This is a genomic window from Enterococcus sp. (genome assembly GCF_032555305.1).
Classification (GTDB): Bacteria; Bacillota; Bacilli; order Lactobacillales; family Enterococcaceae; genus Enterococcus_A.
In genome coordinates, this window is sequence record NZ_JAWGOQ010000021.1 from 58,423 (window position 1) to 83,101 (window position 24,679).

22 protein-coding genes and 1 pseudogene are annotated in these 24,679 nt (G+C 39.8%); 10 read left to right on the forward strand and 13 right to left on the reverse strand.

Annotation, left to right across the window (positions count from 1 at the left end):
• Positions 1-108 precede the first annotated feature (108 nt).
• Positions 109-558 (reverse strand): MerR family transcriptional regulator, encoded by a 450-nt coding sequence (locus E6139_RS15150; RefSeq protein WP_316403967.1) that lies wholly within the window; start codon positions 556-558, stop codon positions 109-111.
• 82 nt (positions 559-640) lie between these two features.
• On the opposite strand from E6139_RS15150, the pseudogene E6139_RS15155 reads away from it, so the two are divergent.
• The 4 genes and pseudogenes from E6139_RS15155 to E6139_RS15170 all read left to right on the forward strand — a co-directional run bounded on the left by E6139_RS15155 (position 641) and on the right by E6139_RS15170 (position 5,036).
• A pseudogene (locus E6139_RS15155) lies at positions 641-1,372 on the forward strand (SDR family oxidoreductase).
• A 113-nt stretch (positions 1,373-1,485) separates the two neighbouring features.
• Positions 1,486-2,883: a TrkH family potassium uptake protein gene (locus E6139_RS15160; RefSeq protein ID WP_316403968.1), complete on the forward strand. Its 1,398-nt coding sequence runs from the start codon at positions 1,486-1,488 to the stop codon at positions 2,881-2,883.
• Between the two features lie 121 nt (positions 2,884-3,004).
• On the forward strand, positions 3,005-4,357 hold the full coding sequence (locus tag E6139_RS15165) for a Mur ligase family protein (RefSeq protein WP_316403970.1): 1,353 nt from the start codon (positions 3,005-3,007) through the stop codon (positions 4,355-4,357).
• On the forward strand, positions 4,350-5,036 hold the full coding sequence (locus E6139_RS15170) for an adenosylcobyric acid synthase (RefSeq protein ID WP_316403971.1): 687 nt from the start codon (positions 4,350-4,352) through the stop codon (positions 5,034-5,036). The genes E6139_RS15165 and E6139_RS15170 overlap by 8 nt, the downstream gene beginning before the upstream one ends.
• 257 nt (positions 5,037-5,293) lie before the next feature.
• Here the strand turns inward: E6139_RS15170 and manA are convergent, their stop codons facing one another.
• Positions 5,294-6,244, reverse strand: coding sequence for a mannose-6-phosphate isomerase, class I (gene manA, locus E6139_RS15175; protein ID WP_316403972.1), 951 nt, complete (start codon positions 6,242-6,244; stop codon positions 5,294-5,296).
• Positions 6,245-6,268: 24 nt separating this feature from the next.
• Positions 6,269-7,300 carry a serine hydrolase domain-containing protein gene (locus E6139_RS15180; RefSeq protein ID WP_316403973.1) on the reverse strand — a complete coding sequence of 344 codons (1,032 nt, stop codon included), beginning with the start codon at positions 7,298-7,300 and terminating at the stop codon, positions 6,269-6,271.
• A 155-nt stretch (positions 7,301-7,455) separates the two neighbouring features.
• Between E6139_RS15180 and E6139_RS15185 the strand changes: the two genes are divergently transcribed.
• The gene (locus E6139_RS15185; RefSeq protein ID WP_316403975.1) at positions 7,456-7,821 is read left to right on the forward strand and encodes a hypothetical protein; all 366 of its coding nucleotides are present in this window, start codon (positions 7,456-7,458) and stop codon (positions 7,819-7,821) included.
• Positions 7,822-7,914: 93 nt separating this feature from the next.
• Here the strand turns inward: E6139_RS15185 and E6139_RS15190 are convergent, their stop codons facing one another.
• Positions 7,915-8,736, reverse strand: coding sequence for a VOC family protein (locus tag E6139_RS15190; RefSeq protein WP_316403976.1), 822 nt, complete (start codon positions 8,734-8,736; stop codon positions 7,915-7,917).
• A gap of 302 nt (positions 8,737-9,038) precedes the next feature.
• Between E6139_RS15190 and E6139_RS15195 the strand changes: the two genes are divergently transcribed.
• Both E6139_RS15195 and E6139_RS15200 read left to right on the forward strand, forming a co-directional pair.
• The gene (locus E6139_RS15195; protein WP_316403978.1) at positions 9,039-9,347 is read left to right on the forward strand and encodes a rhodanese-like domain-containing protein; all 309 of its coding nucleotides are present in this window, start codon (positions 9,039-9,041) and stop codon (positions 9,345-9,347) included.
• A gap of 99 nt (positions 9,348-9,446) precedes the next feature.
• Complete coding sequence (locus E6139_RS15200) at positions 9,447-10,067, forward strand: FMN-dependent NADH-azoreductase (protein WP_316403980.1); 621 nt, start codon at positions 9,447-9,449, stop codon at positions 10,065-10,067.
• Between the two features lie 15 nt (positions 10,068-10,082).
• Here E6139_RS15200 and E6139_RS15205 read toward each other — a convergent pair whose 3' ends face one another.
• Together E6139_RS15205 and E6139_RS15210 are read right to left on the reverse strand one after the other, a co-directional pair.
• Complete coding sequence (locus tag E6139_RS15205; protein WP_316403981.1) at positions 10,083-11,252, reverse strand: AI-2E family transporter; 1,170 nt, start codon at positions 11,250-11,252, stop codon at positions 10,083-10,085.
• Between the two features lie 12 nt (positions 11,253-11,264).
• Positions 11,265-11,609, reverse strand: a complete 345-nt coding sequence (locus tag E6139_RS15210; protein ID WP_316403982.1) for a PTS glucitol/sorbitol transporter subunit IIA — start codon at positions 11,607-11,609, stop codon at positions 11,265-11,267.
• Between the two features lie 107 nt (positions 11,610-11,716).
• Between E6139_RS15210 and E6139_RS15215 the strand changes: the two genes are divergently transcribed.
• Both E6139_RS15215 and E6139_RS15220 read left to right on the forward strand, forming a co-directional pair.
• Complete coding sequence (locus E6139_RS15215; protein ID WP_316403983.1) at positions 11,717-12,736, forward strand: lactonase family protein; 1,020 nt, start codon at positions 11,717-11,719, stop codon at positions 12,734-12,736.
• A 72-nt stretch (positions 12,737-12,808) separates the two neighbouring features.
• The gene (locus E6139_RS15220) at positions 12,809-12,970 is read left to right on the forward strand and encodes a hypothetical protein (RefSeq protein WP_167325164.1); all 162 of its coding nucleotides are present in this window, start codon (positions 12,809-12,811) and stop codon (positions 12,968-12,970) included.
• Positions 12,971-13,857: 887 nt separating this feature from the next.
• Here E6139_RS15220 and E6139_RS15225 read toward each other — a convergent pair.
• Positions 13,858-14,283 (reverse strand): hypothetical protein, encoded by a 426-nt coding sequence (locus E6139_RS15225; RefSeq protein ID WP_316403985.1) that lies wholly within the window; start codon positions 14,281-14,283, stop codon positions 13,858-13,860.
• Positions 14,284-14,433: 150 nt separating this feature from the next.
• Between E6139_RS15225 and E6139_RS15230 the strand changes: the two genes are divergently transcribed.
• The gene (locus E6139_RS15230) at positions 14,434-14,940 is read left to right on the forward strand and encodes a GNAT family protein (RefSeq protein ID WP_316403986.1); all 507 of its coding nucleotides are present in this window, start codon (positions 14,434-14,436) and stop codon (positions 14,938-14,940) included.
• 168 nt (positions 14,941-15,108) lie between these two features.
• Here the strand turns inward: E6139_RS15230 and E6139_RS15235 are convergent, their stop codons facing one another.
• The 6 genes from E6139_RS15235 to E6139_RS15260 all read right to left on the reverse strand — a co-directional run bounded on the left by E6139_RS15235 (position 15,109) and on the right by E6139_RS15260 (position 24,043).
• Positions 15,109-17,784 carry a cation-translocating P-type ATPase gene (locus E6139_RS15235; protein ID WP_316403987.1) on the reverse strand — a complete coding sequence of 892 codons (2,676 nt, stop codon included), beginning with the start codon at positions 17,782-17,784 and terminating at the stop codon, positions 15,109-15,111.
• 442 nt (positions 17,785-18,226) lie between these two features.
• Complete coding sequence (locus tag E6139_RS15240; protein ID WP_316403988.1) at positions 18,227-18,991, reverse strand: tRNA 2-thiocytidine biosynthesis TtcA family protein; 765 nt, start codon at positions 18,989-18,991, stop codon at positions 18,227-18,229.
• A gap of 20 nt (positions 18,992-19,011) precedes the next feature.
• On the reverse strand, positions 19,012-20,817 hold the full coding sequence (locus E6139_RS15245) for an LTA synthase family protein (protein WP_316403989.1): 1,806 nt from the start codon (positions 20,815-20,817) through the stop codon (positions 19,012-19,014).
• 354 nt (positions 20,818-21,171) lie between these two features.
• Positions 21,172-21,996: an ammonia-dependent NAD(+) synthetase gene (gene nadE / locus E6139_RS15250; RefSeq protein WP_316403990.1), complete on the reverse strand. Its 825-nt coding sequence runs from the start codon at positions 21,994-21,996 to the stop codon at positions 21,172-21,174.
• A 14-nt stretch (positions 21,997-22,010) separates the two neighbouring features.
• The gene (locus E6139_RS15255) at positions 22,011-23,483 is read right to left on the reverse strand and encodes a nicotinate phosphoribosyltransferase (protein WP_316403991.1); all 1,473 of its coding nucleotides are present in this window, start codon (positions 23,481-23,483) and stop codon (positions 22,011-22,013) included.
• Positions 23,484-23,683: 200 nt separating this feature from the next.
• Positions 23,684-24,043 carry a DUF1827 family protein gene (locus tag E6139_RS15260; protein ID WP_316403992.1) on the reverse strand — a complete coding sequence of 120 codons (360 nt, stop codon included), beginning with the start codon at positions 24,041-24,043 and terminating at the stop codon, positions 23,684-23,686.
• Positions 24,044-24,679: the final 636 nt, after the last annotated feature.

A 24,679-nucleotide genomic window follows, 5' to 3' on the forward strand; every position in this document is an offset into this window, starting at 1 on the left:
TATCATGCGATTTCCTATAATTTAATAGTAATACTTATTTAACAAAAAATAAGTCTAGTTTCTTTAAAAAAAATAAACTAAATGAAACAAGTCTGAATCACCTAGGATTCAGACTTGTTTACTAGCTAAATATTCTTGATGCCATTTATCGTCAACCTGCCGTGTTCCTTCTTTAAAGAAGATTTTTTCTGTTCCTGCTTCATTGGCGGTTTGATAATACCATTTCTTCCAGCGCAGGAAATCGAGTTGTGCCTGCAGCTCATGGATTTTTTTCTCTAAAGCCGCCTCTTGCTCCACCATGAAGGCATAGCGCTGCGGCAAGGTTTTGTCTCCTTTGACACACCAATCCATAAATTTTGCGATCTCTTTAACAGCGATACCGGATCGTTTCAGACAATCGATGACTTCGATATAGCCAAGATCATCTTCTTTAAACTCTCTGCGGCCGGCTTGATTTTTCTCAACAAACGGCAGCAATCCCGCCTTATCGTAATATCTCAATGTGTCCTGAGAGATGCCGTACATCTCCGTAATATCGCCGATTAAAAATTTTTTCATTTTTTTAAACTTCCTTCTTGACTTGGAGTTAACTCCAGGTAGTAGAGTAAGTGTATCATAAATTTGAAAGAAGGCAATTTATATGGAAAAATCATTAGTCGTAATCACAGGTGCCAGTTCTGGTTTTGGTGCGGAGATCGCCAAACTTTTTAACCAAGCAGGCAATCCATTACTATTGTTGGGACGTCGTATAGAAAAAATCGAAGCTCTGCCGCTAAACTTTGACAATGTCATGATCGAAAAAGTTGATGTGACAGATTACCAAGCGTTTGCAGCAAGCATTAAAAAGGCAGAAGCCGCTTATGGACCAGTCGATCTACTAGTCAACAATGCCGGTGTGATGTTATTAGGAAATGTCTTGAACCAAGACCCAGCAGAATGGCAAACAATGATGAACACCAACGTGATGGGTGTCTTGAACGGGATGCAAATCGTACTGCCTGGAATGACTGAACGTAAACATGGAACAGTCATCAATATGTCTTCACTTGCTGGTAAGAAAACCTTCACCAACCACGCAGCCTATGTTGCTTCAAAATTCGGCGTACACGGCTTGAGCGAAACAATCCGCTAAGAGGTATCTGGTTCGAATGTCCGCGTGTCATTAGTGGCTCCCGGTGCTGCTGAAACGGAATTATTGACTCATGTCACTGACCAAGGAGCATTAACTGACTATCAAGCATGGAAAGAAAGCATGGGCGGAATCACCCTTAACCCTGTACATGTCGCTGAAACGGTTAAATTTATCTATGATATGCCGCAAGAGGTCAATATTCGCGAGATCGACATTGCTGCAACAGCACAAGATAACTAAACGACTGAATACCCAATCTTCCCTACTCCTGCCAAATCGGTGGGAGTTTTTTTTATGGAAGCATGCTATACTGTCTCTATTGTAAAAAATAGAACAGACTTAAGGAGTTTCCCATGAATTTCGATCGACGAGTCAGTTTTCTCAAAAAAAGCTGGCAAAAAGTAAATAATCGTTTTTCTTCAATCCAGATTATCGTTTTCTATTATTTGGCTATGACGATCCTCTCATTGATTTTATTTAGTTTGCCGGTTTTTCGTGAACCGGGTTCCCATGTCTCATTTCTTGATATGGTTTTTATGGCGATTTCAACGATTTCAGTCACTGGATTGACCACCTTTGATATCAACTCCGTCTTCAATGACACAGGTGTACTAATGCTGGAAGTCTTATTCCATGTCGGCGGATTAGGGATCATGATGATTTCCACCTTCTTCTTCATTGTATCGAAACGTCGGATCACGTTGAAGCAGCGGCAATTGATCATGACCGATATGAACCAGCCGCGACTTAGCGGGATCGTGAATCTGATTCGGATCACCTTCACGATGCTTTTGGCGATTGAAGTTGTTTTTGGGACGATCTTTTCAATCTATTTCTATATGGCAGGGTATTATCACAAAATTTCCGAAGCGATCTTTTTTGGTTTCTATCAGGCAATTTCAGCCGTGACCAACTCAGGGTTTGATGTCACAGGCGAGTCGATCATTCCTTTTTCTCATGATTATTTTTTCATCATCACGATTATGATATTGATTTTTATTGGAGGAATCGGCTTCCCCGTCTTGATGGATTTCCATGGCTGGATCTATCATAAAAAATCCAAATCTCGGCTCCCGTTTCGTTTTAGTCTCTTTTCAAAAATCGCTTTACTTGCTTTTTTTGTTCTATTTATTGGTGGTACAGTAGCTATTTGGTTATTAGAGAAGGATCACAATTTCGCGAATATGAATCTATTTGATCAGTGGCTGAATTCGTCCTTCTATTCCATGACGACCCGCAATGCCGGCTTACAGATTCATGATCTGAATCTATTTCAAAATACGACCTTGATCATTTTCTCTCTGCTGATGTTTATCGGCTGTTCCCCAAGTTCAGTGGGCGGCGGTATTCGAACAACGACGATCGCGATTATCGGGTTGTATCTGTACTCCTTCTTAAAAAATGAGAATGACATCAATATCTTTGGGCGCAAGATTGCTCAAGAGGATGTGCGAAAATCGGTGGTAGTCTTTATGCTATCGGCGGGAATGTGTCTATTCAGTATTCTCTTTTTAACGGCAACGGAGGACCATTCCTTGATTTCGATCATCGTTGAAGTTACTTCTGCTTTCGGAACGACTGGACTTTCATTAGGAATCACAGATGACCTTTCAAATACTGGTAAAATTATGATCGCCGTTTTGATGTTTATTGGACGCATCGGCATGCTTTATACCCTGATGCTCTTTGTACCAAAAGAAACACAGGACTTAGGCTATGAATTTCCAGAAGAAAAGATTATTATTGGCTAGGAGCAAAACTTTGCCCTAGCCTTTTTCTATAGAAAAATTAAGAATAGGAAAAGCTATTTAAACTTTTTTTTTAAATATGATAAGATGAATTAAATTTGTTTTTAGACATGGAGGATGTGTAATGGGGATACGAAGTCAACTGGCTATCTCTGCCGGCAAGACCGCCCAATGGGTATTAAAAACGTTCTTTAAAGGTGGATCCAGTTATCCTGGGCAACTTGCTTTAAAGATGGATCCGAAGATTTTAGATACATTAGTTAAAGACTATAAAGTGGTGGTCGTAACAGGTACAAACGGAAAAACCTTAACCACTGCCCTAACCGTGAATATCTTAAAACAGGACTTTGATTATGTATTAACGAATCCAACCGGCGCCAACATGGTACAAGGTATCGTATCAACATTTTTAAATGCTAAAGGGAAAAAAGGCGATAAAAAGATCGCCGTACTAGAAATTGACGAAGCCAGCTTAAGCAAAGTCACGGAGTACATCAAGCCGGAATTATTCCTATTCACGAATATTTTCCGCGACCAGATGGACCGTTATGGTGAAATCTATACGACCTACAAATTGATCGTCGACGGTGCAGCCAAATCACCGCAGGCACCGATTTTATGCAACGGGGATTCACCAATCTTTAATTCGCTGGAAACAGTCAATCCAAGAAAATATTATGGATTCGATCATTTGCCTGATGAAGATCAGGAGGCACACTACAACACGGATGGTCTGCTGTGTCCGAAATGTCAGCACATCTTAAAATACAAGATGATCACGTATGCTAATTTAGGAAAATACTATTGCCCTAACTGTGGTTTCCATCGTCCAGAGTTAGATTACAAATTAACCGAGATGAAAGCAATGGACAACAAATCTTCTGAGTTTGTGATTGATGGACAAGATTACAAGATCGAAGTCGGCGGGATGTACAATGTCTACAACGCGCTTGCTGCAACGGCAGTAGCAGAATACTATGGCGTTTCTAAAGACAAGATCAAACGCGGACTTGGCTACGATGAAAAAGTGTTTGGTCGTCAAGAAGAATTTGAGATCGATGGGAAGAAATGTACCTTAGTCTTAGTCAAGAATCCAGTCGGTTTAAATCAAGTCATCGATATGATCGGTCTAGCGCCTTATCCCTTCTCATTAGTATCATTATTGAACGCGAATTACGCAGATGGAATTGACATTAGTTGGATCTGGGATGGCAATCACGAAGCTTTCGCTGAAATGGAAATTCCCGCAGTCGTCGCAGGCGGAGATCGTCATGAGGACATGGCCCTTCGTTTGAAGGTAGCAGGCATTCCTGAAGATAAACTAACCGAGACAGAAAGCTTGACGGAAGTCATTGAAAAGATCAAACTATTGCCGACGGAACACGTGTATATCCTAGCGACCTACACAGCCGTTTTACAATTACGGAAAGAATTAGCCCAAAAAGGCTATATTGATGGAGGTATGGATCGTGGCTAAATATGAATTAAACTTAGCGCATTTATACGGAAATTTATTGAACACATACGGTGATAACGGCAATCTGCTGACCTTGAACTATTACGCCAAACAAATGGGGATCGAGATTCATTCAGAGATCGTCAGCATTTATCAAGACTTCGATCCTGATAAATTCGATTTTGTTTTTATTGGCGGCGGTCAAGATTATGAGCAAGTCATCGTTTCAAAAGATATTCAAGATAAAAAAGAATCACTAACCAGATACATCGAAAACAACGGTGTGCTGTTGTCGATCTGCGGCGGCTACCAATTATTAGGTCACTACTATATCGGTGCGAATGGCGAAAAGATCGAGGGCATCGGTGCTCTGGATCACTACACTTTGAGCCAAGACAACCATCGTTTCATTGGCGACATCGAGATCCACAACGAAGAATTCGGTGAAACCTATTACGGCTTTGAAAACCACAATGGTCGGACCTTCTTAGGTGAAGGCGAACGTCCACTGGGCACGATCGTCAAAGGCAATGGCAACAACGGCGAAGATCAAGGTGAAGGCGTGATCTATAAAAACGTCTACGGTTCTTACTTCCACGGACCGATCTTAGCCCGCAACAAATCCTTGGCAGTCCGCCTGCTGCATACTGCTTTAAAAAATAAATACGGTGAAGATGTGGAATTACCGCAACTACCTTAAGCTATCTCATATTAAGGTCTTCATTTTTTGAAAACCACAAAAAAAGAGTTTTATCTTCGTTTCGCGTACCATCAAACTAAGCAGCTTGAACGATTTTTCTTTTGTAAGATTTAAAGTTCAGCTCGTACCAAAATAGAACTGGGAAAAGTTTGACTGGCAAATGAAAAATGACCATCAGCATTCATTAGGCTGGCGGTCATTTTTTTGCGTAGAAAAAAGTGATCAGCTAAGATAAACTGACCACTTTAATTTTTCTTTTATTTCGTTCCCGGTGTTGAAGCGATAATCTTCATTTCGCCTTCGACTTTCCATTCAGTAACTTGCGCTGGCAAAATGCAGCTGGTTCCAGGTTTCATTTCATAGCTTTGACCATCAACAATCAGATTGCCGTATCCTTCTACGACAGTCACTAACGTGTAGTCGCCTTCTTTCTTCAGAGAAAGCTCCCCAACAACATCCCATTCATAAACATTGAAGAAATCTGTCTTCAAGTAAGTGATCACTGAAGAACTGCCTTTTTTGCTTTCAGATACTTCAAGCGCTGGGCTGATAGCCGGAACGGTCGTCACATCGATTGATTGTTGAATGTGCAGTTCACGAGTATTGCCTTGATCGTCTTTGCGATCGTAGTCATAAACTCGATAAGTCGTGTCTGAGCTTTGCTGCGTTTCTAAAATCATGATGCCCTTGCCGATCGCATGGATCGTACCGCTTGGCACGTAGAAGAAATCACCCTTTTTAACAGGTACATGACGCAATAGGTCATCCCAGCGTTCGTCTTCGATCATTTCTGCTAATTCTTCACGGGACTGCGCATTATGTCCATAAACAATCTCTGCACCCGGTTTTGCATTGATGATGTACCAGCATTCTGTTTTTCCTAACTCGCCTTCATGCTTCAAGCCATAGCTGTCATCTGGATGAACTTGCACAGATAGATCATCTTCAGCATCCAAAATTTTTGTCAATAATGGGAAAACGTCGCCCTCGGCATTACCAAATAATTCACGATGATCATTCCATAAATCACTGACTTTCCAGCCTTTGTATGGGCCGTTTTCTACGATGCTGACACCATGAGGATGTCCGCTGATCGCCCAATCTTCCCCGATTTTGTTGTTGGGGATGTCAAAACCAAAAACGGTGTGTAATTGATCGCCGCCCCAAATTTTTTCTTGAAAAACTGGTTGTAAAAATAATGGTTCCATGCTTTTTGCTCCTTTTTAATGAATTCATTTTTGATAAATTTTTGAACGTTCATTCAAATAGCAGGCTAGAATCTCATCGCGATGCGCCACGTAACTCGCCCGATGATCTTCAGTATGAACACGATTTGACAGAAAAATGAAAGCCGATTTCTTTACGATATCCAACAGCAGGAACGTTCCTGTGTAGCCGGTATGGAAGAGCAGCGGTGCTTGATCCAAAGGACTAAACTTCAAATCCCAGCCGATTGAGCGCTTTCCCTTTCCTGTTGGTGTCTGATCATGAAGTAATTCTTGTACTGTCTTGTCATGCAAATAAATCATATCGCTAACCCGCCCAAGATTCAAATACATTTTTGCAAATTTACTTAAATCTTTCATATTTGTAAAAAGACCTGCGTTACCGGCATGCTCTGCCAGAACTCTTGCCTTGGGATCATGGGTCACACCTTTCAGTATATTACCATCAGCCATCCTTTGAGTAGGTATGATTTTATTATAAGGCGGTTGGGGTAAGAAGCTGCTATCAGACATTCCTAAAGGCTGCAGCACCTCTTCCTTGAACACCTCGATTACGTCTTTTTGATAAAGCTCTTCAATCAGAAATCCCAATAAAATAGTACCTGCATCCGTATACTTAACCACTTTCCCAAGATCTGTCCCCGGTTGTAAAGTTAAATATGCCGCTCGTAATTCTTCTGCATTCAGCTGGTCACGATTGGGAATATAGGTCTGGATATCGGAGGTATGAGTCAACAGGTGACGCAAAGTGATCGTCTCGTTTTGAAAGCTAGGCAACAGCTCATGCAGTGTCTGATCCCAAGAAAGCTTGCCCTCTTCCTTCAGTTTCAGCATCACGGTTGTCGTACAGACGACTTTTGTTAAGGACGCGACATCAAAAAGAAAATCCTCCTCCATCGAAACAACAGTCGGTTCAATCTGCGCATTCCCCAGAATTTGTTCCTCATCCTCACCATTCTCAATAAAACGGAGAACCGCACCGGGAAAAACCCCTTCTCGCATTTTTTCTTCTATTAAACGAAGTGTTTCAGGATACATGATGGCCTCCCTCTGAATTTTACTTTTCTGAAAAAGTATAGCATATTTTAAAAATCAAATACTTTGAAGCATCTAAAAAATCGACTTTTGATTGTGAATATTTTAGCGTAAAATAAGAAGAAGACAACAGTTTAAGTTCTAAAGGGGACCTTCCAATGAAAACATGCTTAAAACGAGTTAAACAACCTCGCAGGTTACTTTTGATCATACTTTCTATAGCTGCAATCATTGCTTTAGATAAATTCGTTCCAAGCTGGCGGCTTCAAACAGTGGGCTTTCTTTTTGTGATCGTCTGCGATACTTTATTTCTATATTTTTTTACAGATGATTTTCTTGAAGCTGGTATTTTTACCGTCCCTTCTTACAATTTCAGGCTAAAATTAATACTTGATTTTTTTCTGTTTTTTGCACTTTATTACAGCAACTCCACAAATCCGCCCGTTGCTGCTACAAATACTGGTTATTTTCCCTTATTCTCACTAATTAATATGGTTCTGCTGACCTTATTGTTGTGGCGGTAACTCGAACAAAGCGTATATACCAAAGCCTTTCTGTTCTCGTAGAAAATTACTAGCAATAAATCAAAAAGCCGCGAAAATTCGCGGCTTTCTTTTCTATTTCAATACAAACCACCATTCGATACCGGCAGCATCGTAAAGGGTGATCAGTGATTTCTTTTTGTCACAGAAGTAATCCATCTCTTGATCGCTAAGATGTTTGCATAGTTCCATGAGTTTGGCTTTTGAAACTTTAAATTGCAGAAAGTCTAATCCCAATACTTTATCAGTCGGCAGGTCGATCGTACCGCCGGTCGCAGTTGTTAGACCTACATTAAACTCTCCACGATTCAATAACAACTCTTCTTTGCTTTCATCATGGACCTTCAGCCCTAAGATATCCGCCAAAAACGCTTGCTGTTTATTCAGTTCGCTGACATTTAGATGAATTTTATCAAAATAGGCCCCATGGATTTTTTCCCGCTTGGTCGCTTTCTTTAATAATTCAGCAAAATCCAACTCAACTGGTTCCGATGTTGACCGTTCTTTACTAGGAGCATAGAAAATCTCAATCTCATTTCCTTCAGGATCTTCAAAAAGCAAACCCTTCTCATCATCCGCTTGTAAAGCCGATTTGACTGGATAATTTTCTTCTTGTGCTCGATAATAAACGTTCGCTAGTTCTTCTATGTTGGGTACCACTAGTGAAACCCGCTGCATTTTTTTGATTTCGCCACGATGTTCGTCTGCCCGCGGACTTTCTTCCAACCAAAGCAATTCACTGGCTGGATCTTTGTATCCTAGAATCGCCAATTCATTTTCTTCCCGCAATAAATGCAGTCCAATGATATCTCGATAGAAATGGATCAGTCCATCACGATCTCGGACACGAATAGCGATCGTTTTTAAATTAAGTTTTCCTAAATGAAAATTTCCCATTGTTCTCTTCCCTCCGTCATTCTTATTTTACCGATGCTATCTCATTCACGCAAGCAATATCCTTCTATATAAATGTGCCTTCAACAGTTTGATTCCAAATTGAATTATTTTGATAAGAATCGGACGCTTTTATTGAACGCAAGAAAAATGCTTATCAACTTTTTCCAGTTATGAAAATTTTTTGAATGATTTCTTTACATTTTGTCAAAATCAAGTAAAATATCAATGATAACACTTGTAATAAGACGATAAGTATATTAAAGTTGGAATCAATATTAAGAAAGAAAAGGCTATTGAAGAAAATGAATTATTCAGTTACTACCAAAGAATTTATGTTGCTCGCTGCTAAAGAACCCGTGGATGTTTTAGATTTAAGAGACCCTGATTTTGATGATTCCGCTGATTTACTTGAAGGAACAAACGTTACACGTATTCCATTAACCCAATTGCCGAATCGTTTAGGTCAACTTGACAAAGGTAAAACGTATTACCTATTTACTCAATTTGGCGGTCGTTCAAAAACGATGGCACAATTTTTACGAAGCGAAGGCTACCAAGTAGTAAATGTAATTGGTGGAACTTCTGCCTATAAACAATATCTCGCAAGTTAATAAAAAACGTTTTTTATAGGTTGTTTCAAGCAGATAAATTGTCTGTTTTTGATATATTGTGTACGATGCGTTTGTAAGTAAATTTAAGGAGTGTTAGTTTTGGCAAATGTTCTAGTAGTGAATGCCCACCCGTTAGCCGCAGAAGACTCGCAGACAGTAACTATTTTGGATACTTTTATCGAAGCACATCAAGCAAGTCATCCAGAAGATGTTTTCACCATGTTAGATTTGTATTATACAGATATCCCAGAAATCGACGGCGACCTGCTTTTAGCTTGGAAATCGCTGCAAAAGGGTGCTGATTTTACTGATTTAAGCAATGTTCAACAAGAAAAAGTACGTGTTTTTAATGAGTTTACTGATCAATTTTTAGCTAGTGAAAAAATCGTTATCGCCAATGCTTTATGGAACTTGAATATTCCAACGAAATTAAAAGCATGGTTCGATACGATCAACGTCGCAGGTAAAACCTTCAAATATACTATGGAAGGTCCTACCGGCTTGATTACTGATAAGAAAGCTCTACACATTCAATCAAGTGGCGGTACATATAACGGACAAGATTTCTCAGCACAATATGTTAAGGGGATTTTGAATTTTATCGGTATCACTGATTTTGATTCTATCTACATCGAAGGTGCGGATTACGATCCGGCGAGAGCACCTGAGATCATGGCTGCGGCAAAAGAAAAAGCCAAATTATTGGCTGCACAATTTTAAAAAAACGCCTGTCGATCATTCATCGACAGGCGTTTTTTCTACAGTTTCATCTTCATATAAGTTCGAAACACCCTTATACCATTCAAATACATGGAGTAAGATTACTTTCGCTACCGCATAAAATGGAATCCCTAAAATCACACCGGCAATCCCAAAAATCTTCCCAGCTGTCAAAAGGACAAACATGATTGTCACCGGATGGATCTCTAATTGGTTCCCCAATACTAACGGTGAAACAATCCGTCCTTCGATTGTTTGCTCGATCGCAAAAACAATGATTACTTTTACCAGCATGACCGGTCCAGTAACAATCGCAATAAAGACGACCGGTACCATGGCTAAAAAGGACCCAAGATAAGGAATCAGATTCAAAAAACCAGCCATAATTCCTAGAGTGACCGCATAATTCATACCAACTAAGGAGAACCCGATAATAAACATCACCGCTACTGCGAATGCTACTGTTAGCTGACCGCGAATATATGAAGCCAGCTGAGAATTCATTTCGGTCATGACCTTCAGTGTTGGCTTGCGTGCCTTCGTTGGTAGGAACTTAATGAAGTATGGTGCCAGCTGATCACCGTCCTTCAATAGGAAGAACAGAATGATCGGTGCTGTAATCAATGCGATCACGACTGTTGCTAGCGTAGAAACAACACTTCCTAATCCCTGTATCGTCACACGAGAAATTTTCTGTGCCGTATCCGTTAAGGACTCTAAAATCTTCTGCAAACTACTTTCAATGTGCTGCTGAATCGGCTGGAAGGTTGGATCTTTAAAAATTTCACCCAACTTATCACTGACCGTATCAAAATACCCCGGCAGGCTTTTCATCATTGAGCCGACCTGCTCTCTGATCTGCGGAATAATGACGACAATTCCCCAAATAAGCAAAGCAACCACTGCAATAAACAGCAGGATAATCGCAATATTTCGCTTCAATCCTTTTCTCTCCATGAAATTGACCACAGGATTCATTAAATAATAAAGAATCCCGGCAATCACCATCGGCAAACCGACAATCGCAAAAAATTGTCCGACCGGTTCAAATAGATAGGATACTTTTGTAAAGACCAACGCGATCAACAGCAGCAATAATACAATGATCAATGCCACGACAACCTGGCTGTTTAAAAACCATTTCCAGAACCAAGATGTTTTTTGCGTTAATTTCTTTTTATCCACGCACTCACGCTCCTATTGAAATGTAATTTTCATCCCAACTTCCAATTCAGGAAGCTTTTCTGGGGTGACATAAATCGCATTGGGGATCATGCCGACTTCTTCTTGAAAGAAAACAGTCGCATGCCCAATCTCATTTAAATTTTCATTTGCTAATGGTCCAACACCATTGATTTGATAGCTTTGATCTCCAAAAATAAGCTGTCCGCCCTTTTCTACCGCGATCAATTCGTCACCAAGCTTTTTCTGAACGATTGAAACGTCTAACAGATCAGGTGTGATATTTTCACCAAAAAGCACTAAAATATTTTCATCATTAATCGCATTTTTTCCAATTTGAGTAATTTCTGTCACTGTCATAAGTCACACTCTTTTCACATTTATTTTTCAATTATATCACAAAGCTAGCGCTATCCAAGCGGGAATAAACTTGCTAAAATGGTAGATATATTGAAGGAGGTTTTTTAATGATCCACAAAATACTTTTAGGAACGTACACACGACGCATCAGTCAAGGCATCTATCAGATCGAGTTAGATACAGCAGCTGAAACGTTAGCCAACTTGGAACTAGTAACGGAAGAAAACAGCCCTACCTATCTTGCAAAAAGTACAGAAAATTTTCTTTATTCTGTTACAACCCGCAATGATCAAGGTGGAATGTCCAGCTATGATCCTCAAAACAGCTTTTTGAATGCGGTGACAGAAGACGGTGCTCCACCATGCTACGTAGCCGTTGATGAAGCACGTCAATTGGTCTATGGCGCTAATTATCACAAAGGTGAGCTGAATACGTATAAAATCCAACCAGATGGCTCTCTAACAGCTGCTGCAACGCTTGCTCACACTGAGCCGACTGGACCGCATAAAAATCAAGACAAGGCCCATACTCATTACACGGATCTCACACCGGATCAACGCTTAGCTGTTTGTGATCTGGGAACGGATCGTGTCTACACCTATGACGTTGCCGAAACAGGCGAAGTCGAAGAAGCGGCGATTTATGTAGCGGAGCCTGGTACTGGCCCGCGTCATTTGGTTTTCCATCCAAATAAATCGATCGCCTATCTATTTGGCGAGCTTGACAGCACTGTGACTGTCTTAGCCTATGACGAAGCCGATGGCAGCTTTACTCAAAAACAAAAAGTCTCCACTTTACCAAAAGACTATGACGGTGAAAATGGCGGTGCAGCGATTCGCATCTCAAACGACGGTCGCTATCTTTACGCTTCAAATCGTGGACATAATTCCCTCGCAGTCTTTGCTATTGACGAAGACGGGTCAAGTGTTGAAATGATCCAATCAATCTCAACAGAAGGCGATTTCCCAAGAGACTTCGCATTAAGCCCTGATAATGACTACGTCGTTGCTGCCAATCAAAACAGCGACAACTTGACCCTTTATCGTCGTGACAGCCAAACCGGTCTCTTAAGCATGATTCAAAAAGATGTTTTTGCACCAGAAGCTGTTTGTGTGTATTTTGACTAGCTCGACTTTTCAAATGACCTGTAGAAAGAAATTACTTTAAGAAATATCTTACTAGAGAGAAGGGAAATGTCTATGGATAAAGAAGCAGTTATAGAAAGACTTAAAAAAGATTTAGACCTGCCAAACTTCAAAGGGCGTTTAGAAGAAAAAGAATATACCGAAGAAGAATATCAAAAAATCAAGAACGATTTAAATGATTATTTTGAAAACTATGTGAGAAATATTGAGAATTAATCAAAATGAAAACTGGTCTCTGAGTGATTTTACTTAGAGACCAGTTTTTTATAAACTTTATTTTTTATGCTTATTTCTTAAATTATGCAGTTTAACTATAAAATTCGCAGCAATCTCGAGATAAGGAATTTATTTCAATAATCAATAGCTGGATTTAAACTTCAGTATCCTGCGAAAAGCAGAACTGACCGCTAGCTCCTAGTAAGGGAATCATTTTTCGGAACCCGCGAAAAATGAAGTTGATTCTCACTTCGCATACGATTCTACTTAACCAGCTAAAGCAATGGGACTCGCAGCTATTTCCTATCAAGGTATTCATTTTTCTTACGGAAAAATGAGTTTTATTATCATCACGCATATCATTCTGCCAAACTACTTGTCTCCTAAATTTTCCGAATGTAAGAAGAGATTGGATCTCAAACTTTAGAAAACTGCAAAAGGCAGAACTGACCGCTAGCTCCTAGTAAGGGAATCATTTTTCGGAACCCACGAAAAATGATGTTGATTCTCACTTCGCATACGATTCTACTTAACCAGCTAAAGCAATGGAACTCGCAGCTAATTCCTATCAAGGTATTCATTTTTCTTACGGAAAAATGAGTTTTATTATCATCACGCATATCATTCTGGCTAAACAATTTGTCTTCTTTATTTTCAATAATCGATAGTTAGATTTGAAACTTCAGTAAACTGCGAAAAGCAGAACTGACAAAAAGAAGCACCGATCGGCAAATCGGTGCTAAAGGAGTATTACCTAAATGCAATGAAAAAGAAAAGGTTGTTATTGGTTATGTATTTATAATAACCGATTCTGTTCCAGCTGTATTTAAAATAACGTTATAATAAAATTAGAAAACCTTTGTTCTCTTTTGATTTTGGTTTGTTTACTATTTCAATAACAGATTCGTGATTTTTTGGATTGTTTTATAGATAATGTCGGTCGCTTCATCCTGTTTTTTTTCAGCGGCATTGAAAGCTTCTTCATTTACTTCTGGCAGCAAACTGTCCGTCATTTCTTGGCAACCGGCTACGTATTGAACATAGGCTTTTTCGAAGCTTTTATGATTACCCATTACTTTCGCTGGGGCTTTTAGCATATTGATTTTTTCTAAGTTCAGTTGATAAAACTGCGTGCCCTCTTTAAATAATTCGTGAATCTCTGATAAACGTTCTTGATCGAACTCAGCCATTTTCTTTTCGTCCAATGCTGTCCGAATTTCTTCATAACTTGGATGCAAACGTTCACCCATTTTTTCTGTATTTTGAACAATCTCATTAATTTCTCTAGCATAAAACCCTGTATTAGGTCGCATGTATCAATTCCTACTTTCTATCTTTTGATACCTCCCATTTTACCGATTTTCCAACGAGATGCAAAGCGACTCAGGAAATATTTAGAAATGTCTTCAATTCTGCATTTTTTGATGGTAACTTTAAGTAAATGTAATTTAGGAGGCGTGTTTATGGACAAGATCATTCGAAATTGGCGGAAAGAAGATGCCGCATCCTTGGCAAAGATGTTAAGCAACAAAAAGATTCAAGATAATTTACGTGATGGACTAGCCTTCCCTTATACCGAACAAGACGCACTAGCCTTTATCAATGACATGTTGAACGCTGATCCAACCAAAACTTTCGCCTTTGCGATCGTTAATGATGAGGATCAAGCGATTGGCAGTATCGGGGCCTTCCGCTGCGGTAACATTCATCGCCAAACAGCCGAGATGGGCTATTATGTAGCTGAAGACTATTGGGGACAAGGAGTCGGTACAAAGGCCGTAAAACAACTCACTGACTATGTTTTTGCGGAAACAGATATCATCCGCATTTTTGCTGAACCATTCTCCACTAATCAGGCGTCTTGCCGCTTACTTGAGAAAAATGGTTTTCAATTTGAAGGGACCCTAAGAAAGAATGCTGTGAAAAACGGTAAAGTCGTCGATATGCAAATGTACGCTTTGATTAAATAGCTGGTTCATATTTAGAATCAGTAACTAGCCCGTGCTAAACAACCAGTACAATGGTATTCTCAAGAATAATTAATTCTGGTCAAACTGAAATAACTGTAAAAAAGTAGCACTAACAAAAAAATCGCATGTGAGCCAACATCTGGCTTCATGCGATTTTTTTTTCTTATCTTACTTTTTTTGTGCGCTTCGTTGGAAAGCTTTAACAATCTCAACGATTGGAATAATCGCAAAGGATGCGCCGATCACGATTCCCCATTGATATAAATCAAGATGTGCTACTCGGAAGATATCATTCAATCCTGGTACCACGATAATCACCATCATTAAAACAAATGATAGTAAGATCGCCCAGTTGAAGCTCTTGTTACGGAACGGTCCAACTTTGAATAAGGATTGGTGAACCGACTTCACGTTGAAGGCATGGAATAGCTGCATTAATCCTAGTGTCGCAAAGGCCATCGTCAATGCGTCAGAATGGATTTCCGTATAAGTTGTGTGGACAGGCCATTGAATCGCTGACCAGTAAACAAACAATACTGTACCTGCTTCTAAGATCCCTTGGTAGATAATACTTGATAGGACTCCGCCAGAGAACAAGTTAGAGCTGCGTCCGCGAGGTTTGTGCTGCATCAAATCTTTTTCTGCTGGTTCCATTCCTAAAGCAATCGCTGGGAAGGTATCCGTCACTAAGTTGATCCATAATAAATGAATTGGCAACAATGTATCCCAACCAAGTAAAGTCGCGATAAATAGCGTCAAAACTTCACCCAAGTTCGCAGCCAGCAAATATTGCACTGCTTTTTGGATATTTGAGAAAACTTTACGTCCTTCTTCGACGGCAACGACGATCGTCGCGAAATTATCATCAGCAAGGACCATATCAGAAGCGCCTTTAGAAACTTCTGTACCAGTGATTCCCATACCAATACCGATATCGGCTTGTTTCAAGGCTGGAGCATCATTGACACCGTCACCAGTCATGGCAACAACTTTGCCTTCTTTTTGCCATGCTTTCACGATTCGAACTTTGTGTTCTGGTGAAACACGAGCATAAACAGAATAATGTTCAACTTTTTGAGCAAACTCTTCATCAGACATTTCATTTAATTGTGCACCCGTTAAGACTGAGGCATCGTCGCCCTTTTCAATGATTCCTAGACGAGCAGCAATTGCTTCTGCTGTATCTTTGTGGTCTCCTGTGATCATGATCGGACGTACGCCCGCTTCTTTGGCAACTCGTACCGCTTCTGCCGCTTCGGCACGTTCTGGGTCAATCATTCCAACTAAGCCAGCAAAAATCAAATCATTTTCGACTACTTCTGATTCTAATTCAGCTGGAACGACATCGACATATTTGTACGCCATTCCTAAAACACGCAGCGCTTGTTGCGCCATGTCTTTGTTATTGGCTAAAATGTCTTGTTTTTCTTTGTCCGTCATTGGTACAACTTGACCATTTAGTAAAATCTGTGAAGTACGATTAAGCAGGACATCTGGAGCACCTTTCACAGCGACTAAGATTTTGCCATCTTTTTCTTCATGTAACGTACTCATTAATTTTCGATCAGAGTCGAAGGGCAGCTCACCGACACGTGGTTCTTCAGCTACTTTTTCTCGAACATCGAAGCTGTTATTCAACCCAAATTGAACCAAAGCTGTTTCAGTTGGATCACCGATCAAGTTGCCTTCTTGGGTGAACTTAGTATCGTTTGCGTAGTTCATAACTTTCATCGCCATACTGTCGACGGGTACTTCACCATTCGCATCGTATTGATGATTGTCTACATATAATTTTTCAACCGTCATTTGGTTCAGTGTCAACGTACCTGTTTTATCAGAAGCGATAATATCAGTTGAACCTAATGTTTCAACGGCTGGCAACTTACGAATTACTGAATTCCGTTTTGCCATTACTTGCGTACCTAAAGCTAAGATAATCGTAACGATCGCTGGCAAGCCTTCAGGAATCGCTGCAACCGCCAATGAAATCGAAGTCAATAGCATATCGACCCAAGAAGTATCATTGAAGACGATCCCAACGAAAAACATTACAATCGCAATAATAATAATGGCGAAAGTCAAGAATTTACTCAATTGGTTCAGGTTGTTTTTAAGCGGTGTTTCGGTCTCATCCGCTTGTGCCAACATCCCGGCGATTTTACCAACTTCGGTATTCATCCCAGTGTTGACCACCACACCTTTACCACGGCCATATGTCACATTACTATTTGAGTAAGCCATATTGACACGATCACCAATACCGACTTCTCCATCTTCAATGACGATCATTTCTTTTTCGACTGGTACAGATTCACCTGTAAGTGCTGCCTCTTCAATCTTCAATGAAGCAACTTCTAACAAACGTAGATCCGCAGGAACCACATCGCCGGCCTCCAACATTACGATATCGCCGGGAACAAGATCCGTCGATTTTACTGAGCTGATATGTCCATCTCGCAGAACATTGGCATTTGGTGTCGACATTTCTCGCAAAGCTTCGATTGCCTCTTCTGCCTTTGATTCTTGAACGATCCCCATAATCGCATTAATGATAACCACTGCTAAGATAATGATCGAATCCACTACCTCGTGAGAGACGACCGCAGAAATAATTGCCGCAAACAGTAAGACAATGATCATCAGATCTTTGAACTGTTCGATGAAGCGAGCAAGCATGCTTTTCTTTTCGCCCTCTTCTAATTCATTCAAACCGAACTCGTTTAGGCGTTTTTCTGCTTCAGCAGACGTCAGCCCTTCTTCAGTCGTTTGAACCTCTGCTAAGACCTGTTCTGTTTCCTCAGTATAAAAAGGTTTCAGCAGTTGTTGTTTTTTCTCCTCTGACATTCTTATCCTCCTTATTCTTTTTAATGAATTAATTTTTCAAGGAAAAATTAGTCCATTAGAATGCCGTATACCATTTTTCTAATTACGCTAGTCTTCTCTAAAATTATGTCGATAAATTCTTAAAAGAATTTATCTGGACTTTCGAAGACATATCATTCTACTAACCTGCTTAAGCAGGAAGTAGAACTGACAAACCATAAAGAAAAACTGGCAAAGTTGAACGGACATCCTTAAAAATTAGCGTTCCTTTTAGGAATAAAAAAATAGACTTGTGTATGCGAAAAACAACATACATAAGTCTCACTATTTAAGACAACACCAGAAAATTTCTTTTCTTGCTGGTGGCGTTGCCACAGCTTGCGCTGCTAGTTACTCCCTCATGAATACAAAACGAATTATAGCATGAGAAAAGGCTGGAATACAATCACTACTTTTCAATTGATTAATTGTAAGAGTTTCCAGCAGAGACTTTTGTCCAAAAATCTTCAGCTGTTCCTTGTTCCATGCCCATTATAAACTTTTCCCGAATATCTGGGTAGTTTTTAGCTATGCTTGTCACCAAGTTTTTGATTTCTTCCCGTTTTGTCTTCTTATCCACAGGACAAGGGTTAAAAACGACTGGCAGTTCTTCGCGTTTCACAAGTCGAATAATCTGCTTTTCTTCCAAATAGATCATCGGACGTATCAATGTCACCTTTGTTTTCGATAAATAGCTTTTTGGTTCGAAACTGTTTAATCGGCCGTGAAACAAAAAATTCATAAAATAAGTTTCCAATGCGTCATCCACATGATGACCTAAAGCAACCTTCTGGCAGCCAAGCTCCCTTGCTCGATTATAAAGGATTCCTCGACGCAGCTTAGCACATAAAGAACATGGCGACTTTTCCTCTCGAATATCAAAAACAACTTTAGCAATATTCGTCGGTACAATTTCTAAAGCATAACCCAAGCTTTCCACAAACTTCTGCATAGGTGTTATGTCACACTCTTCAAATCCCATGTCCAACGTAATTGGTACGATCTCAAAATCAAAGCCTAAACGACCTTGGCGACGAATACGATCCAGTAAATAGAGTAATGTCGTGCTGTCTTTGCCTCCGCTCATCCCGATTGCCACTTTATCTCCCGGCTCGATCATCTGGTGATTTAAGATTGCCCGCCGAAGCGGATTATAATAATTCTGATTGTCTTTCTTTTTAAATCCCATATTCGCTCCTCTAGTTCTAATTAATCAAAGAACTTATCCTTCAAGCTATATTGTTTTCCGGCGGTGATATCATACTGAATCATTTGATAATCCTGATAGATTTTCTCTTGCTTTTGATTCAACCGCGCTTCTTTATACCAGTTTCCATTTTGATAGTACATTCCTTTTTCAAAAGCCGGCAGTTCTTTTTGCAATGCGACTAATAAATTCTGGAAACCAGTCATTTGAAGCCTACCTTGTTGAAAAAGATCGGCCGCAAAATAAAACGGACTAGTCGTCACCTGCTGATTATTCAGTTTATGCTGATTGTCGTACATCAGAAATTCTGTCTCATGTAATAAATGTCCTTGGTTTTCCTTTTGGGTTTCATCTGAGTAAATCCCTGGCAAATGATCGCCCCAAAAAACTACCAATGTTCGTTCAGGCAAATCATCCAGTTGTTCCAAAAATGCCTTGAGTGCTTCACTGCTGTACGCAATGTCCTGGACATAACTTTGTACCGACAATCGATTGTCTCCCTTGACTGCATAAGACAGATCATTGTACTTATTCTCATATGGCATATGTGTCTGCATCGTCACAAGGTGGACAAATTGCGGCTTTTTATTATTCTCTAATTGGTCAAAGATTTCTTGATAAGCCGCCTTGTCAGAAATGTAAGGATTGTTCTCGATTTTATCCGTATGCTTCATCGTGCTCTCGTCTAAAAACTGATCGAAACCGAACGTTTTATAAACATCTTTGCGCTTATACATTGACGTATTGTAAGGATGGATAGCGGTGGAGTCATAGCCGCGCTCTTTCAAGGTATCTACAATAGAAGGAAAAGAATCAAACTCTGACATTAGCATGGTATAGGGCGTCGTCATCTGTGCATTGAATAATTCCATTGAGAAGCCTGTCAACGCTTCAAACTCAATATTGGCCGTTCCGCCGCCATAATTTTGTGACAGCATTTGTCCACTATACGTTTTATCCGCTACTGAACGATAGCCTTGTAAGGGATCGCCGCCAAAGATTTCCAATCCCTTCAAGCGTCCTGGATCTGAAAAGCTTTCGCTCATGACATAAACGATATTCGGCTTTTCCTGAGACTCGTTCTTCGTCTTTGCTTGATAGGATTTGGTGATTTTTTTGACAGCTGCCTCTGAATAATTTTTTGGTTTTTCCATCGCATCAACTGGCAGATTATATAGAAAGCCTCCCATGAATCCTGTATTATAGTAATTCATTTTTTGGCTATAAGGAATCCACAGTGCCGTTTTATTATAAGCCTTCCGCAACAAATTGCCCTGCTGGTTAAAACTGCCAATATACAGCAGCAGTCCACTGGTCAAAATAAAGAAAGCCAAACGTATCCATTGCTGTTTCTTGCTTAGCTTCAGACTTCTCTTTACACTGAAAATGACTAAAAAAATCCCTGCTGCCAAGAGCAGTAAGAATAAAAGAAATAATGGGATGCCTACCATATCACGGATCATTCCGAATTCGGTGATCATTTTCAAATCATCCGGATAGATTGGCTCCATCCGATACTTCATTTTCAAATAATTTGCGATCCCTACTCCAATCACTGCTAAAAGATAGAATAGGCTGCCTGTTTTTAATGAACCTAATAAACTGCTGAGCCAACCAAAGAAAATCAGCAGGACCAAACACCCTAAAAAGATTTTTTCCGTGTGCCAAGAAAAGGCAAATTTGAACATTAAATCAAAAGAAAACTCATTTTGAGTGAGCTGAAAAAAAAGATTTGAAACAAGAATCAAGCCTAGCACGCCAATCATTTTCAAGAATGGGCGCCAAGGAAGCTTCCGAATTTTTTGCATATGTCTCTCCTATCTATATACCCCTAGTAAATAATGACGCATCCTAAATAGTTTAGCGAGAAATCAGCAGAAAGTAAAGAACGCCAACCACATTAAACGTCGACATTCCTTACTATTTCAAAAGATAATAATGCTGACAGTGTGACTGACAGCTAGCTCAGTTTCGGTGTAGCATTTTTCTAAAACCAGAAAAATGAGCTTATTTTCGTTTCGCATACGATCCAACTAAGACCGTTGTTCAACCATTTACTCAAAAAAAGTAAAACTCCTCTCAAACTGATTGCTCTACGAAAAGTCGGACTCGCAAAAAAAGTCTAATGGGGACGAATCCCTACTAGACTTCTTCTTATCAATTTATTTCCAAAAATCATCAAAAACTGTGATTGGTAAATGACGTTTGTGCTGAGTTTTGTTCCACCAATTTTCGATCGTTGCCTGCGCTTGAGCATCAATCGTTTTACCTTCTAGATAATCATCAATGTTGTCATAAGTAACTCCTAAAGCAACTTCATCAGCGATCAATGGCTTGCCATCTTCCAAGTCAGCCGTTGGAACTTTCATGTACAAGGCTTCATCTGCGCCCAACTCTTTCAGCAGCATTTTCCCTTGCCGCTTATTTAAGCGGAACAATGGCAAGATATCAGCACCGCCATCACCAAATTTTGTAAAGAATCCAGTGATATTTTCTGCTGCATGATCCGTTCCAATGACAGCCCCTTGGTTGTCACCGGCGATTCCATATTGAGTAATCATACGTTGGCGTGCTTTGATGTTGCCTTTATTGAAATCACTGATTTCAACACCCACTTCTTCTAACGCGGATACTTCTGCATCGACAGCACCTTTGATATTCACACTTAAGCTAACATCTGGTTTGATAAAATCCAAAGCCCGTTTGGCATCCGCTTCATCTGCTTGGGCACCGTAAGGTAAACGAACAGCGATAAATTTATAGCTGTCGTCGCCAGTTTCTTGACGCATTTCTTCCATTGTAAGTTGTGCCAGGCGACCGGCTAATGAAGAGTCCTGTCCGCCGCTGATCCCTAAAACAAAGGCTTTTAAAAAAGGATGCTTAGTAAGATAAGCTTTCAAAAAATCGATACTCTTACGAATTTCTTCTTGCGGGTCAATTTCTGGTTTCGTACCTAGTTCCTTAATGATTTCCTCTTGTAACGTCATGACGCATCCACTCCCTAATCTTCTTGATTCGTTTTTACCACAGATTTACGTACTTGGTCCATAATTTTGTTTTTATGGTTCCAACAATCTGTCGAAAGATCGACTGGATATTTTTGTGGGTTTAGGTCGCGCTTGTATTCTTCCCATAATGAATCCAAGCTGTCTTTGGCCGTCTGCTTGACTACCTCTAAATCAGGCAACTCATACATAAGCTCTCCATCTACAAAAATATCCTTTAGAACTGGACGTGCTTCAAAATTTTTCACTGTTTTGTTGATGTAAGGATATACGGGATGGAACATGTAAATTTCTTTTTCTTCACGAGGATCTTCATCCCATAGTGTCACATAATCGCCTTCTGATTTGCCGTCAGATTTACGTGTGATCCGCCACACTTGTTTTTTACCTGGCGTTGTGACTTTTTCCGCATTGCTTGAAAGTTTGATGGTATCCACCATTTCGCCTTGTTCATTTTCAATTGAGACCAATTTAAAGACAGCACCAAGAGCTGGTTGATCATAGGCAGTGATCAATTTCGTACCAACACCCCACACATCGATCTTCGCATGCTGCATCTTTAAGTTTAAGATCGTGCTTTCATCTAGATCATTCGACGCATAGATCTTCGCATCTGGGAAGCCTGCTTCATCTAATTGCTGTCGTACCCGTTTTGAAATGTAGGCCATATCACCACTATCAATCCGCACGCCTAAGAAGTTGATCTTATCACCCATTTCGCGTGCGACTCTGATAGCACTTGGTACACCGGATTTGATCGTATCATAGGTATCAACTAAAAAGACACAGTCGCGATGTGTTTCAGCATAAGCTTTGAATCCATCATAGTCATTCCCATAAGATTGGATCAAAGAATGGGCATGCGTTCCACTGTCAGGAATCCCAAAGATTTTTCCTGCGCGCACATTACTCGTGGCATCCGCACCGCCAATATAAGCTGCCCGGGTTCCCCAAAGTGCTGCGTCTAATTCTTGTGCTCGACGTGTTCCGAATTCCAACAATGGATCTTCCCCGATAACCGATTTGATCCGAGCCGCTTTTGTAGCGATTAAGGTTTGGAAATTAACAATATTCAAAAGTGCTGTTTCTACTAATTGACACTGCAATAACGGTCCTTCTACTTGAATGATCGGTTCATTGCTAAAGACCAATTCGCCTTCTACCGCTGAACGAACGGTGCAAGCAAATTTGAAATCACGCAAATAATTGATAAAATCTGCTGGATAATTTTCCACTTCAGCTAAGTAAGCCAAATCACTTTCGCTAAATGTCAAATCTTCCAGATATTTTACCAATCGTTCAAGACCAGCAAAGATGACATAGCCATTATCAAACGGCATATTGCGGAAGTAACACTCAAATACGGCATGTAGATCCGCGCGACCTGTCTCCCAATAAGTTTTCATCATATTGATCTGATAAAGGTCCGTATGAAGTGTCAAACTGTCATCTTCGTACAACTTTTTCATAGTCATGCTCCTCATTTGTTTTTAGTAAATTAAACTATTTTAATTATTATAGCACAAGAGTTCAGTGAGAGTAATTTTAGCTCTCTGATGATCTATTAAATTTCTCTCGCTAAAGCTCAACTAGCAAAACTCTAAAAGTTTACGATAATCCTGCTCAAACGTATAAAAAAGAGAGGCTCTAGGCCTCTCATGTCTAGCTGCTATTCTTTTGGAACCTTGTATTCCACCGCAATGATATCTTTATACGATTCCTTCGGGCGCATTCCAGCTTCCATAATTTGTTTTTTATACCCTACATTCACCACTACGTCTTCACGATCGACTTTTAACAAACGGTGAATAATGGTATCTACCTCTTCATGACTAATTTTGCGTTTACGATTCAACAACAGCAAATCAATCGTGTCAAAACGATCCGCGTATATTATTTTCGTGCGATCATAGGCGTAAAGTTTTAGTAATTTCACGGCTTGCCGTTTATCAAAAAAGTATTTGGTTAGATTAGGATACAGTGTTTCCAAGTTAACATTACTGTTCAAGGGTGTTTCAATTAATTTCATTCAACGCTCTCCTATCTATATATTTTTATCGTTATTTCTAATTATTTTTCTTTCCAATGAATATTTTACCATACCGAGCCAGTGTTTTTTATTCAATAAAAAAACTTTTATGAAAAAGAAAAAAATATTGAGATGACCGCCTTTAACTCTCTTTCTCTGGCAATACAAACACATCGTCAATTGTTTTTTGATCATCGACTATCTGCGTCTTATCATTCCGCTAAACAGCAGAATCATATATTGACTTTTAAAGGGAACAGATTTCGTTCTTTTTACACTGCGAAAAGCGGAACTGACAGCTAACTCAGGTTTAAATGAAGTATTTTTCAAAGAGCAGAAAAATACCTATATTTTCGTGCGCATACGATTCGACTATACTTTCCACACCAATTTTTTCCTTAGCCAATAGATTCTTCATCAACCTCGACAAACTGCGAAAGTCGTAGATGCAGCTAGCTCGGTTTTAATGAATTCATTTTTCGAAACCCACGAAAAATGAGTTTATCTTCGTACGCATATCATTCCGCTAAACAGCATAATCATTTATTGGCTTTTAATATGAATAGTATTCGCTCTTTTTATACTGCAAAAAGCGGAACTGACAGCTAACTCAAGTTTAAATGAAGTATTTTTCAA